Origin of the sequence: Stenotrophomonas sp. ZAC14D2_NAIMI4_6, assembly GCF_003086875.1 — a bacterium.
Lineage (GTDB): Bacteria > Pseudomonadota > Gammaproteobacteria > Xanthomonadales > Xanthomonadaceae > Stenotrophomonas.
On sequence record NZ_CP025996.1, the window covers coordinates 1,695,325 to 1,708,226 of the forward strand.

General features: G+C 66.7%; 12 protein-coding genes. 9 read left to right on the plus strand and 3 right to left on the minus strand.

Annotation, left to right across the window (positions count from 1 at the left end):
- Window positions 1–5: 5 nt before the first annotated feature.
- Entirely contained in the window at window positions 6–893 is an 888-nt protein-coding gene (locus tag C1933_RS07860; RefSeq protein WP_108752801.1) for an MBL fold metallo-hydrolase, read from the plus strand.
- A gap of 102 nt (window positions 894–995) precedes the next feature.
- Here the strand turns inward: C1933_RS07860 and upp are convergent, their stop codons facing one another.
- Window positions 996–1,628, minus strand: coding sequence for a uracil phosphoribosyltransferase (gene upp / locus C1933_RS07865; protein ID WP_108749301.1), 633 nt, complete (start codon window positions 1,626–1,628; stop codon window positions 996–998).
- 154 nt (window positions 1,629–1,782) lie between these two features.
- Here upp and C1933_RS07870 point away from each other — a divergent pair, with 154 nt between their 5' ends.
- From C1933_RS07870 to C1933_RS07885, 4 genes are read left to right on the plus strand one after another with little or no spacing between them, the layout of a single operon-like run.
- Entirely contained in the window at window positions 1,783–4,344 is a 2,562-nt protein-coding gene (locus C1933_RS07870; protein WP_108752802.1) for a TonB-dependent receptor, read from the plus strand.
- Window positions 4,344–5,468, plus strand: a complete 1,125-nt coding sequence (locus C1933_RS07875; protein ID WP_108752803.1) for a phytase — start codon at window positions 4,344–4,346, stop codon at window positions 5,466–5,468. The genes C1933_RS07870 and C1933_RS07875 overlap by 1 nt, the downstream gene beginning before the upstream one ends.
- A gap of 11 nt (window positions 5,469–5,479) precedes the next feature.
- Entirely contained in the window at window positions 5,480–6,829 is a 1,350-nt protein-coding gene (locus tag C1933_RS07880; protein ID WP_234414676.1) for a metallophosphoesterase family protein, read from the plus strand.
- 10 nt (window positions 6,830–6,839) lie between these two features.
- The gene (locus tag C1933_RS07885) at window positions 6,840–7,454 is read left to right on the plus strand and encodes an inorganic diphosphatase (protein WP_108752805.1); all 615 of its coding nucleotides are present in this window, start codon (window positions 6,840–6,842) and stop codon (window positions 7,452–7,454) included.
- Between the two features lie 19 nt (window positions 7,455–7,473).
- Here C1933_RS07885 and C1933_RS07890 read toward each other — a convergent pair whose 3' ends face one another.
- Window positions 7,474–8,058, minus strand: coding sequence for a hypothetical protein (locus C1933_RS07890; RefSeq protein ID WP_108752806.1), 585 nt, complete (start codon window positions 8,056–8,058; stop codon window positions 7,474–7,476).
- 105 nt (window positions 8,059–8,163) lie between these two features.
- On the opposite strand from C1933_RS07890, the gene C1933_RS07895 reads away from it, so the two are divergent.
- Both C1933_RS07895 and C1933_RS07900 read left to right on the plus strand, forming a co-directional pair.
- Entirely contained in the window at window positions 8,164–9,579 is a 1,416-nt protein-coding gene (locus tag C1933_RS07895; protein WP_164271557.1) for a deoxyribodipyrimidine photo-lyase, read from the plus strand.
- Between the two features lie 139 nt (window positions 9,580–9,718).
- Window positions 9,719–10,414 (plus strand): OmpA family protein, encoded by a 696-nt coding sequence (locus C1933_RS07900; RefSeq protein ID WP_108749307.1) that lies wholly within the window; start codon window positions 9,719–9,721, stop codon window positions 10,412–10,414.
- A gap of 315 nt (window positions 10,415–10,729) precedes the next feature.
- On the opposite strand, the gene C1933_RS07905 is transcribed toward C1933_RS07900, so the two are convergent.
- Window positions 10,730–11,758: a LysR family transcriptional regulator gene (locus C1933_RS07905; RefSeq protein ID WP_108749308.1), complete on the minus strand. Its 1,029-nt coding sequence runs from the start codon at window positions 11,756–11,758 to the stop codon at window positions 10,730–10,732.
- A gap of 146 nt (window positions 11,759–11,904) precedes the next feature.
- On the opposite strand from C1933_RS07905, the gene C1933_RS07910 reads away from it, so the two are divergent.
- Together C1933_RS07910 and C1933_RS07915 are read left to right on the plus strand one after the other, a co-directional pair.
- Window positions 11,905–12,132 carry a hypothetical protein gene (locus C1933_RS07910; protein WP_108751527.1) on the plus strand — a complete coding sequence of 76 codons (228 nt, stop codon included), beginning with the start codon at window positions 11,905–11,907 and terminating at the stop codon, window positions 12,130–12,132.
- Window positions 12,129–12,899, plus strand: coding sequence for an SDR family NAD(P)-dependent oxidoreductase (locus C1933_RS07915; protein ID WP_108752808.1), 771 nt, complete (start codon window positions 12,129–12,131; stop codon window positions 12,897–12,899). The genes C1933_RS07910 and C1933_RS07915 overlap by 4 nt, the downstream gene beginning before the upstream one ends.
- Window positions 12,900–12,902: the final 3 nt, after the last annotated feature.

The following is a 12,902-nucleotide window of genomic DNA, read 5'->3' on the forward strand; positions in this document are numbered from 1 at the left end:
GCGACATGAAACTCTGGTCAATTCGTGGAAACTCGCAGCGCCTGGATGGCGGGGCGATGTTCGGCAACGCGCCGCGCGCGTTGTGGGAAAAATGGGCGGCTCCGGACGAGCTCAATCGCATTGAGCTGGCCTGCCGTGCGCTGCTGGCCAGTCCGCTGGAAGGCAAGACGGTGTTGTTTGAAACCGGCATCGGCGCCTTCTTCGACCCGCGCATGCGCGAACGCTACGGCGTGCAGGAAAGCCGGCATGTGCTGATTGATTCGCTGCGCGAAGCCGGTTTCGAACACGAAGATATCGACGTGGTGGTGCTCAGCCACCTGCATTTCGATCATGCCGGCGGCCTGCTGGCGCCGTGGACCGAAGGCCGTGGCCCGGAACTGCTGTTCCCCAATGCCACCTTCGTGGTTGGTGCGCAGCACTGGCAACGGGCCTTGCAGCCGCATCCGCGCGATCGGGCCAGCTTCATCGCCGAACTGCCCGCGCTGCTGCAGGCCAGCGGTCGGTTGGAAGTGGTGGAGGGCGAATATTCGCAGGTGCTGGGCCGCAGCGTGCGCTTCAGCTACAGCGACGGCCACACGCCGGGGTTGATGCTGGCCGAGATCGTCGGCCATGCGCACGCTGACCAGGCACCGCACGGCGGCGTGGTGTTCTGTGCCGATCTGATTCCCGGGCGCTCCTGGGTGCACGTGCCGATCACCATGGGTTACGACCGTAATGCCGAACTGCTGATCGACGAAAAGCGCCAGTTCCTGGAAGACAAGCTGGCGCGCAACGTCCATCTGTTCTTCACCCACGACCCGCAGGTGGCACTGGCCCAGCTGGGGCGCGACGAAAAAGGCCGTTTCGTGACCCTGCATGAGCAGGGCGAACTGAAGGCCCGCGCGCTGGGTTGAGCAGTGGGGTCGTAGAGTCGAGCTTGCTCGACTGGCGCGGGATGCATCCGCGCATCGGGGTCAGAGCCCTTTCTGCGAAAGGGATCCGACCCCTGGGGTGGATCACGCCACGCGGGTACCGAAAATGCGGTCGCCGGCATCGCCCAGGCCGGGCAGGATGTAGCCCTTTTCATTCAGATGGGCATCGATCGCGGCGGTGTAGATCTCCACGTCCGGATGTACCGCCTTCACTGCCTCGATGCCTTCCGGTGCGGCCACCAGGAAAATGCCCTTGATGCGGCGCGCACCGGCACGCTTGAGCATGTCGATGGTGGCGATCAGGGTGCCGCCGGTGGCCAGCATCGGGTCCAGGATCAGCGCGTCGCGCTCTTCCAGGCGGCCGGTGAGGCGCTCGAAGTAGGGCACCGGCTGCAGGGTTTCTTCGTCGCGCTGCAGGCCGACCACGCTCACGCGCGCGGCCGGAATGAGCGACAGCACGCCGCTGAGCATGCCCAGGCCGGCGCGCAGGATCGGCACCACGGTGATCTTGGCGCCGGCGATGCGCTGCACGGTGACCGGGCCGGCCCAGCCGGGCAGGGTGTGCGGTTCGGTGTCCAGGTCGGCGGTGGCCTCATAGGCCAGCAGGGTGCCCAGCTCGTTGGCCAGTTCGCGGAAATCCTTGGTGCTGAGCGCAGCGTTGCGCATCAGGCCGATCTTGTGCTGCACCAGCGGGTGGCGCACTTCGACGATCTTCATGGTCGGAAAGGGGGTCTGGGAGAGGGCTCCATTTTGCCGGAACGCCGGTCCGAACCCAAACGCCGGATGCCGCCGGCTGCACCGGCATGTCACGACCGTGCAACCTTGCGGACATACCGTGCAGACCCATTCTTAACAGGAACGGGGCTTCAACGTGCATATCAAGACTCCGCTGGCCATGGCCATCACCCTGACTCTGGCGATGGGGGCTGCAGCGCCGCTGCACGCTGCCGGGCAGCAGGTCGTGGCCGGTGCCGGCGCGGTTGCCGCCGATGCGGTCGACCTGGACCGCATCGAAGTGCGCGCCCAGCTGGAATCGCAGGTGCGTGCCGTCGATCTGAAGCGCAGCAGCAACGCGATCGAAGATGCGGTCTCCTCCGATGCGCTGGGCCAGTACCCGGACAAGAACGTGGCCGAATCGCTGCAGCGCCTGCCGGGCGTCAGCGTGACCCGCGACCAGGGCGAAGGCCGTTTCGTGGTCATCCGCGGCCTGGACGCCAACCTCAACAGCGTCAGCGTGGATGGCATCGCCGTGGGCACGCCGGAAGATTCCAGCCGCGCCGCACCGCTGGACGTGATTCCGTCCGATTCGACCGAACGCCTGCGCGTGGTCAAGTCGCCTACCCCGGACATGCCGGGTGATGCCATTGGTGGTGCGGTGCTGGTCGAATCGGCCTCGGCCTTCGACCGCGATGGCCGCAGCCTGCGCGGCAAGATTGAAGCCAGCCACCAGCAGCTGTCCCGTGAAACCAGCCCCAAGGCGGCCTTCAACTACAGCGAAGTGTTCGCCGATACCTTCGGCGTGGCGCTGGGCGTGAACTACCAGAAGCGCACGTTCGAATCGGACAACAGCGAAGTGGAGTACGACGGCGAGGACGATGCCGCACCCGGTGACGTCACCGCGATCAACCTGCAGCACCGCAAGTACGAGATCGAGCGCAAGCGCATCGGCGCCAACCTCAACCTGGACTGGCGCCCCAGCGAGTACAGCAAGTACTACCTGCGCACGCTGTACAGCCAGTTCGATGATGCCGAGACCCGCCAGCGGGTGATCTTCAACTTCGACGATGCCGACATGGTCCGCACCGGTACCGACCAGTACCGCCTGGACGACATGCCCGGCGATGCGATCGACAAGCGCATGCGTTACCGCACCAAGGAAGAAAACACCTTCGCCGCCAGCCTGGGCGGCGAGAACACCTTCACCAACGCCGTGGTCGATTACAAGGTGGGCTACACCCGCACCGAAGAACGGGTGAACGATGAAATGGAAGCGCGTTTCAGCCTGGACGGCGACGATTTCAACGGCACGCTCGACCAGCGCAGCCGTCTGCCGACCTACACCTTCGACAACCCGCAGTGGCTGGACAACGGCAACTACGCCTTCGACCGCTTCGTGCTCTCGCCCAAGCAGGTGAACGACAAGGAACACAGCGCGCAGGTGAACGTGCGATTCGACGGCGACAGCAGCAGCATCAAGTTCGGTCTGCTGGGTCGTTGGCGCGACCGCGACGTTAACGTGGACGAGCGCGAACTGCGCGTCGGCCCGAAGGTGGCCCTGTCGAGCTGGACCACCGGTTCGCCCGAGCACCGCCACGGCAACCTGGGCGATGGCATGAGCTCGGACGCGATGCGCGCCTATTGGGCGGCCAACGGCGGCCAGTACAGCGCCCGTCCGCAGGATGTCGGCGGCAATGCGATGACCTCGCTGGAAGAAGACTACGTGGCCAGCGAAGACATCTTCGCCAGCTACGCCATGGGCACCTGGGACATCGGTGCGCTGCGCGTGATCGGTGGCGTGCGCGTGGAAAGCACGCGCTTCCAGGCCATCGGCAACCAGGTGGACGTGGCCGCCAATGGGCGCAGCTTCACGGTCACTCCGCGCGTGGCCAACAGCAGCTACACCAACGTGCTGCCGGGCCTGCACCTGCGCTACGACGCGGCCGACGACTGGGTGTTGCGTGCCTCGGCCAACAAGACCGTCGCGCGCCCGTCCTTCGGCGATGTCTCCCCGCGTGTGGGGTACAGCCGTGGCGATGAAGAAGTGCGCCTGGGCAACCCGGAACTGGATCCGTACGAGTCGAAGAACATCGACCTGTCGGTGGAGAAGTACCTGGGCACCACCGGCATCGTCTCGCTGGGCCTGTTCCACAAGTCCATCGACGGCTACATCGTGGAAACCGTGCGCACCAACGACCCGGCCTACGGTGGCTTCGACGTGACCCAGCCGATCAACGGCCGCAAGGCCACCGTGCGTGGCGCCGAACTGAACTGGCAGCAGCAGCTGTCGTTCCTGCCGGGCGCGCTGGATGGCCTGCTGGTCGGTGCCAGCGGCACCTGGCTGGACACCGAATTCGACGCCGGCATTGCAGACCGTGCCGATGAGGACTTCATGCTGCCGCGCGCATCCAAGCACGTGTACAGCGCCCACATCGGCTATGAAAAGTATGGTCTGAGCACGCGCCTGGCCGCGGTGTACCGCAGCGAATACCTGGACAGCATCGGCAAGGGCCGCGCGTTCGACATCTACGTGGCACCCAACACCCAGCTGGACTTCTCGCTGGACTACAAGTTCACCCCGCGCATCAGCATGTACTTCGAAGCGCAGAACCTGCTGGACAAGCCGCTGGAGCTGTACCAGGGCACGCGTTCGCGCACCCTGCAGCTGGAAGAGTATGGCCGCACCTACGCCGTCGGCCTGAAGGTGGCCCTGTGATGGCGCGCGGCATGAACCTGCTGGCGGCCGCGCTGGTCGCCTGCCTGGCCGCCGGCTGCACCCCGGCACCGTCGCCGGATGCGGGCAGCTCCGCCTCCGCACAGGCCAGCGTTGGCGCCGATGCACCCCGGGCCGTGGCGACCATCGCCGAGGCCTTCCTGACCCCGATGACCCCGGCCGACAACATCGATTCGCCCGCCAGCTGGCAGGCGCCCGACGGCGCGACCTGGCTGATCGCCACCGCCAAGGCCACCGACAAGCTGGTGGTCTACGATGGCAGCAGCGGCAAGCACCTGCGCGATGTCGGCAGCAGCGGCACCGCACTGGGTCAGTTCGATCGCCCCAATGGCATTTCGGTGACCGATGACCTGCTGTGGATCGTGGAGCGTGACAACCACCGCGTGCAGGTGTTCTCGCTGCCCGATTTCACCCCGCTGGCCGTGTTCGGTGTGCAGGATCTGCGCAAGCCCTACGGCCTGTGGGTGGACAAGCGGGCCGACGGCTACAGCGTGTACGTCACCGATTCGTGGGACAACGGCGAGGACGCGCAGGGCAAGGACATCCTGCCGCCGCTGGCCGAACTGGACAAGCGCGTGCGCCAATACCACGTCAACCGCGATGGCGCCAAGCTTGAAGCCACCCTGGCCGCCAGCATCGGCGATACCAGCGAGGCCGGTGCGCTGCGCGTGGTCGAATCGATCTGGGGCGACCCGGCCAACGACCGCCTGTTGGTTGCCGAAGAAGACGAAAGCTACGCCAGCGAATTCAAGGTCTATACCCTGGCCGGCCGCTTCACCGGCACCACCTTCGGTCGCGATGTGTTCAAGGCGCAGGCCGAAGGCGTGATGCTGCGCACCTGCGGCAAGGACGGTTGGTGGATCACCACCGAGCAGGGCAAGCAGCGCAGTGTGTTCCATCTGTTCGACCGCCATACCTTGAAGCCGGTCGGCGCGTTCCAGGGCAATACGGTGGCCAACACCGATGGCATCTGGATGATGCAGCAGCCCACGCCTCGCTTCCCGCATGGCGCGTTGTATGCGGTGCATGACGACCAGGGCGTCGTCGCCTTCGATTGGCAGGCCATCGCCAAGCAGCTTTCGCTGCCGCTGGAGTGTGGCGCATGAGCGGTCGTTGCATGCGCGCACTGACTGTCGCCCTGTTGCTGGCCGCGCCGCTGCTGGCGGGCGCGGCAGCCGAGCCCAATACCCAGGTTCCGCAGGGCAGCCGCCACTACGCGGCCACGCCACTGCCGGACCGCATCGTGGCATCGCCTTCGGCCGATCCGGCGCACGCATTCGCGGTGGCCTGGCGTACCGACGGCAGCGTGCAGTCGCCGCTGCTGGAAGTGGCAGTGGCCGGTGATTCGCCGGCCATCGAGGGCGTGCGCCAGCTGCGTGCGAGCACGCAGACGCTGCAGAGCGAGAACGGCCTGTCCCACCACCACCGCGTGCAGGTGGAAGGGCTGCAGCCGGATACGCTGTATGTCTACCGCGTGCAGGGCAATGGCGGCTGGAGTGCATGGAACCAGCTGCGCACCGCAGGTACAGCGGGACAGCCGCTGACCCTGCTGTACTTCGGTGATACCCAGAACAAGAACCTGAGCCATGTCAGCCGCGTGGTGCGTGCCGCGCAGAAGGCCGCGCCCGATGCACGGATCAGCCTGTTCGCCGGCGACCTGGTCAGCGGTGGCGACGGCGCCGACGATAGCGAGTGGGGCGAATGGTTCGCCGCCACCGGCTGGCTGGCGCAGGAAACGCTGGTGGCGCCGGCCATCGGCAACCACGAATACTTCGAGGAATTCGAAGACACGCCGCAGGAACGCCGTGTGCTGGGCCGCCACTGGCCGGTCACCTTCGCGCTGCCGGGCAACGGTGTGGCAGCGGCCGATACCAGCACCTACTGGTTCGACGTGCAGGACGTGCGCGTGGTGGTGCTCGATGGCACCTCGGCGCTGGACCTGGGCACCGCACAGGCGCAGGCGCAGTGGCTGGACACCGTACTGAGCAGCAACCCGCGCGCGTGGACGATCGTCCTGCTGCACCAGCCGTTCTATTCGCCGCGCGAAGGCCGCCAGAACGCCGCACTGCAGGAGGTGCTGCAGCCGGTGATCCGTCGCCACAAGGTGGATCTGGTGCTGCAGGGCCATGACCACACCTATGGCCGTCGTGGCGAAGGCCAGGCGGCTACGCCGCAGTACGTGGTGACCGTGGCCGGGCCGAAGCAGTACCGGCTGTCGGACGAGGCGAAACAGACCATGGACCCGGTGGCCGAAGACACCCAGCTGTTCCAGGTGCTGCGCGTTGATCCGCAGAAGCTGCGTTACGAAGCCCGCACGGTCACCGGCCGTCTGTACGACGCCTTCGAACTGCGCCGCGCTGCCGATGGCAGCACGCAGAAGGTGGAGCTGCAGCAGGGGCGCATCACCCCGCGTGCATGCCCGCGTGCGCAGACTGCCAAGGGTCGCGCTGACCGCTGCTGGGAATGAGGAACCAACGATGATCGCATCCCGACGTTTCGTGCCGGTGGCCGCCCTCGCCGCAGCCGTGCTGCTGGTGGCAGGGGCTGCCACCGCTGCCGAAGCCGTACTGCACCCGTTCCTGGCCGCGCAGCCGAAGCAGGCCCCGCAGGAAGTGAACCTGGCGGTGGAGATCCCCGCCGGCAGCTTCACCAAGTACGAGATCAAGGAAGACGGGCTGGTCCATGTGGACCGGTTCCAGTCGATGCCGGTGGCCTATCCGGCCAACTATGGTTCGATGCCGCGCACCCTGGCCGGTGACAACGACCCGCTGGACGCCCTGGTGCTGACCCGCGAGCCGCTGCATCCTGGCGTGATCGTGCGCTTCCGTCCGATCGGCTACCTGAAGATGATCGACAACGGTGAGCATGACGAAAAGGTGATCGGCGTGCCCACCGACAAGGTGGACCCCAGCTACGCCAACATCCGCGACCTGGCCGATCTGCCCGAGATCGAGCGGCAGCGCATCGAAGCCTTCTTCCGTGTCTACAAAGACCTGCCCGCCGGGCGCAATCCGGTGCAGCTCAATGGCTGGGGCAACGCGGCCGAGGCCCGGGCGGTGATCAGCGAGGCGATGCAGCGTTTCGAAAAGTAGATCCACGCCATGCGTGGATTCAGCCCTGCAGCGTCTCGATGAACGACTCGGCCTGCAGGCGGTCGCCCAGCACCTGGGCCACCGCCTGCACGGCTGTCTCCTGGTGCTCGGCGCGGATGCCGCCCTCGTCGTCATCGTTGTAGAGATCATCGCCGGCTTGCAGATACACCGCACCGGCGGCGGCCAGCGCGGCCATCAGGGTCCGCAGGTCATCCAGGAACACACCGGCGTCCCAGTGCCCGCGCCCATGCTGGGCAAACAGAATGCGGCCATCGTCCATGTCCAGGATGAAGGGGTCGGCGCCAAGGTCGGCAATCACCAGCCAGTTCGAAGGCCAGTCCTCGATCGGTTCGCCGCTGATGCCATGCCAGCGATAACCGGCCTGGTGGCTCCACAGGCGCTGCAACGGTGGAATCCAGACCTCAAGCCCAGGAATGGTGATGCCGGCATGGCCGACCTTGGCATTGATCTCGATGCCCAAGGGCCCGACCTGCGCGTAGAAGCGGGCCACGACCGCCGGCAGCGGGAACGGTCCCTGCCAATGGTTTTCATCCTGCGCCTGCAACGGCCCAAACACGGTGAACCGGTCACGTAGATCCTGCATGCAACGTTCCACTGGCGGGCGGGCTAGCCTAGCAGACCGCGCCGCGCGCACGGCCTTCACTGTCGCTGGCTATCATGTGCGGCACTCAGAACGAAGGCGATGCACGTGTCGGTAGCGTTGGTATGGTTCCGCCGCGATCTGCGGCTGCAGGACAATCCGGCCCTGCAGGCCGCACGCGATGCCGGGCATGACGTGGTGCCGGTCTACATCCATGCGCCGCAGGAAGAGGGCGAGTGGATGCCGGGTGCCGCGTCCGATGCCTGGCGCCACCGTTCGCTGGCGGCGCTGGATGCCGATCTGCGTGCGCGCGGTTCCGCACTGGTGCTGCGCGCCGGCGACAGCCTGGCCGAACTGCAGGCGCTGATCGAGCAGACCGGCGCCGAAGCGGTGTACTGGAACCGCAAGTACGAGCCGGCCACCCAGCCGCGTGATGCCACCATCAAGCGCACGCTGCGCGAGCAGGGCATCGATGCGCAGAGCTGCAATGGCAGCCTGTTGTTCGAACCGTGGGATATCGCCACCCAGCAGGGCCAGCCGTACAAGGTGTTCACCCCGTACTGGCGCAACGTGCTCAGCCACTGGCGCCTACCCGCGCTGCAGGCCGCGCCGCAGCGACTGCCGGCGCACGCAGTACAAGGTCTTGCGCTGGACGCGCTGCAGCTGGCGCCCACGCTGGACTGGGACAGCGGCTTCTGGGAGCACTGGCAGCCGGGCGAAGCCGGTGCGCTGGAAGCGCTGTCGGTGTTCGAAGATGGCGCGCTGCGTGGCTACCGCGAGCAGCGTGACCTGCCTGATCGCGTGGGCACCTCGCGCATGTCGCCGCACCTGCATTTCGGTGAGATCGCACCGTGGCGCATCGCCCACGCGCTGGAGGCCCTGCGCAGCGCCGGCACCGACGCCGATATCGATGGCTACCTGCGCCAGCTGGGCTGGCGCGACTTCGCTTACCACCTGCTGCACCACTTCCCGAAGACGCCCACCGACAATCTCAATCCGCGTTTCGACCGCTTCCCGTGGGCCAATCCCAGCGCCGCGCAGCTGCACGACTGGCAGCGTGGCAACACCGGCGTGCCGATCGTCGATGCCGGCCTGCGCGAACTGTGGCACACCGGCTACATGCACAACCGCGTGCGCATGATCGTGGCCAGCTACCTGTGCAAGCACCTGCGCGCGCATTGGCTGCACGGCGCACGCTGGTTCTGGGACACTCTGGTCGATGCGGACCTGGCCAACAACACGATGGGCTGGCAGTGGGTGGCCGGCACCGGTGCCGATGCGGCGCCGTACTTCCGCGTGTTCAACCCGGTGACCCAGGCCGAGAAATTCGATCCGCAGGCGCGCTATATCAGCCGCTGGGTACCGGAACTGGCGGCGCTGCCGGTGAAGGCGCGCTTTGCCCCGTGGCAGCACCCGCAACTGCTGGCCGAGAAAGCGCCCGGCTACCCGCGCACGCCGCTGGTCGACCTGGCGGTCGGTCGCGATGCCGCGCTGGCCGCCTACCGAAGCACGGGCGGGGCGTAAAGAGGCTGGATGAAGGCCGGGTCAGAAAGCTGAATGCAGCACGTCCGGCCTTCACATTCATCATCCCGGCATCGCGCCGGCGTGTATATCCTCCTGAGCGTTCGCACGCCGCATCGGCCGGCATCCAAGGAGACCACCCATGATCCGCAACACCACCCGCAACGTCGCACTGGCCCTGATGACTGCCGCCGCGCTGAGTGCGTGCGCCACCGGCGGCTCCTACGTGCAGAGCGATCAGTACGGCAATCCGACCGAGCAGCAGAACCGCACCGGTCGTGGCGCGCTGATCGGCACCGCCGTGGGTGTGGCGGCCGGCCTGCTGACCGGCAACAGCGCCACCGAACGCCGCCAGCATGCCTTGATCGGCGCGGGCATCGGCGCGCTCAGCGGCGCCGCCATCGGCAACTACCAGGACCGCCAGGAACGCGCGCTGCGTGAGCGCACCGCCAACACCGGCATCGACGTGCAGCGCCAGGGCGACAACATCACCCTGAACCTGCCCGATGGCATCACCTTCGATTTCGGCAAGTCGGCGCTGAAGCCGCAGTTCTACAGCTCGCTCAACGGTGTTGCCAGCACGCTGAACGAGTACAACCAGACCATGATCGAAGTGGTCGGCCATACCGACAGCATCGGCAGCGATGCGGTGAACAACCGCCTGTCGAAGGAACGTGCCGATTCGGTGGCGCAGTACCTGGTAGGCCAGGGCGTGCAGCAGGTGCGTATCGAAACTCTGGGTGCCGGCAAGGCCTACCCGATTGCCGACAACAGCACCGACGCCGGCCGCGCGCAGAACCGCCGCGTGGAAATCCGCGTGATTCCGTTGAAGCAGTAACGCGCAGCGTTACTGCTGTTCCGGCGAAGCCGGAACAAAAATGCCGCCCTTACAGGCGGCATTTTTTGTAGGTGCCGAGCCATGCTCGGCACACCCTGGAGCCCACCGGCCCCGGCTGCGGGTAGGTGCCGAGCCATGCTCGGCACACCCTGGAGCCCACCGGCCCCGGCTGCGGGTAGGTGCCGAGCCATGCTCGGCACACCCTGGAGCCCACCGGCCCCGGCTGCGGGTAGGTGCCGACCTTGGTCGGCACGCTTCGAAGCAGTCGAGCATGGCTCGACTCTACAAAAGGCGGTCCAGGATGACGACCACCCGTCACGCCGCGGCCGTCACCTTCTCCAGAATCCGCTTGCCGCTGCTTTCCAGCGCGGCGTCTTCCTTCTCCTGCTGCCGTTGCGCCAGCTTCGCGGCCGGGCACTGGGCCAGCATGTAGTTGGCATCGAAGTTGAGCTTTTCCACCAGGAAATCGACGAAGGCGCGTACCTTCGGCGACACCAGGCGGCCGCCGGCGAACACCGCATTGAAGTCCACTTCCGGGCCGGTCCAGCCGGCCAGCACGCGGCGCACCATGCCCGATTCAACGAAGGGCTTGGCCATCACATCGCCGGTCAGCAGCAGCCCTTCGCCGCACACCAGCGCACCATTGAGCGCCGACATGTCGTTGGCGGTCATCAGCGGGGTGACCGGGAAGTCGCGCAGCTCGCCGCCGTTCTCGCCCAGCTGCCAGGTGAAGCGCGGCGAATTACCGGTGTGGTGCGGCTTGCGCATCGCCAGGATGCGGTGGAACTGCAGTTCTTCCGGGTGCAGCGGTTCGCCATAACGTTCAATGTAGGCCGGGCTGGCGAACACCTGGGTGCGCAGGCTGCCCAGCTTGCGGGCCACCAGGTTGGAATCGGGCAGGGCACCCACGCGCAGGGCCAGGTCGGCTTCGCCTGCAATCAGGTCCAGCTTCTCGTTGCCCATGTGCATGTCCAGGCGGATTTCCGGGTACTGCGCATGGAACTGGCCCAGCAGCGGTGCGATCCAGGTGATGCCGATCGAGTAGGGCACGGTGAAACGCAGCCAGCCACGCGGGCCCGACTGCAACTGGCTGACCGCGCTCTCGGCTTCTTCCAGTTCGCGCGCGATGCGCTGGCAGTGCTCGTGGTAGATCGAACCGGCTTCGGTCAGGCCGAGGCGGCGCGTGGTCCGGTGCAGCAGGCGCGCGCCCAGGCGCGTTTCCAGCTCCTGCACCTTGCGGCTGACCGTGGTCTTGGGCAGGCCGAGCGACTTGGCGGCGGCGATGAAGCTGCCTTGCTCGACCACCTTGACGAAGATCAGGGTTTCATTGAGATCGTGGGACATGATCGGGATCCTGGACGCCGGGGACGGGGATATCGTGACAGAACGATTGGACCGGAGACGGGATGATTATTCCCCTTAATCCGGACTAATCAAGTAAAGGTTTGAGGTCTATCGTGGCGCCATTCGTTGATTGGAGCCCGTCCGCCATGAGCCTGCGCAACATTCTTGCCCGCTTCCGGCTTGCCGGCCAGGACACCCTGGACCAGGCGATGACCGTGGAAGTCCGCCCGAGTTCCTTGGTACACAAGGATTTCCGGGAGTTTACCGCGCCCCTGCGTCAGCAGCGTGGCGGTTCCATCCGCCTGGCCCCGCGCCAGGGGGATCGCCTGCGTCGAATTGGGACTATCCCGGATTTGGGAGGAAATGTCCCGTGAATGGGATTCTGACCCCCGAGGTCCTGGTCCTCGGCGGCACCGGCGCGGTCGGCCAGGGCGTGGTCGGTGCGCTGCTGGAGGCCGGTAGCCCGGTGCTGGTGGTCGGCCGCGATCCCGGCCGCCTGGCAGCACTGCACGAACAGTTCGCCGATGAGCCGGGCCTGCAGACGATGCTCGGCTCGCTCAGCGACGATGCGTCGGCGCGCACCGTGGCCGAGCGCGTGGCGCAGCGCCCGCGTCCGCTGGCCGCCGTGGTGGCGGCCATGGGCGGCCCGTACAACCGTGGCCGGGTTACGGCGCGCAGCGGTGACGCGCTGCTGGGCGCGCTGCAGGCCGACCTGATGCCGCACGTGCACGCCGCGCGCCATCTGTTGCCGCTGCTGCAGGACAACCCGCACGCGCGCCGCTATGTGCTGATCGGCAGTCCGGCCGGTGCCAAGCCATGGGCCGGCTACGGCGAAACCTCCATCACCACCGCAGCGCTGCGCATGTACGCGCAGGTGGTGCACCAGGAAGCGCAGGCGATGGGCGTGCGCGCGCAGATGCTGGAGGTCGGCAATCCGGTCTGTACCCCCAGCAATGCGGCCAACGCCTGCATCGAATGGCCCAGCTCGCTGCTGGTTGGCCGCCGCGTGGTGTCCCTGCTCGACGGCTGCCGCGACAACCGCGCCATCGTCCGCTGTGACAGCAGTGATGCCGAACTGCCGCGCGGTCTGTTGAACCTGGACCTGCCACCGCTGTGGCGCGACACCGCAGGCGTTGCTTGACCT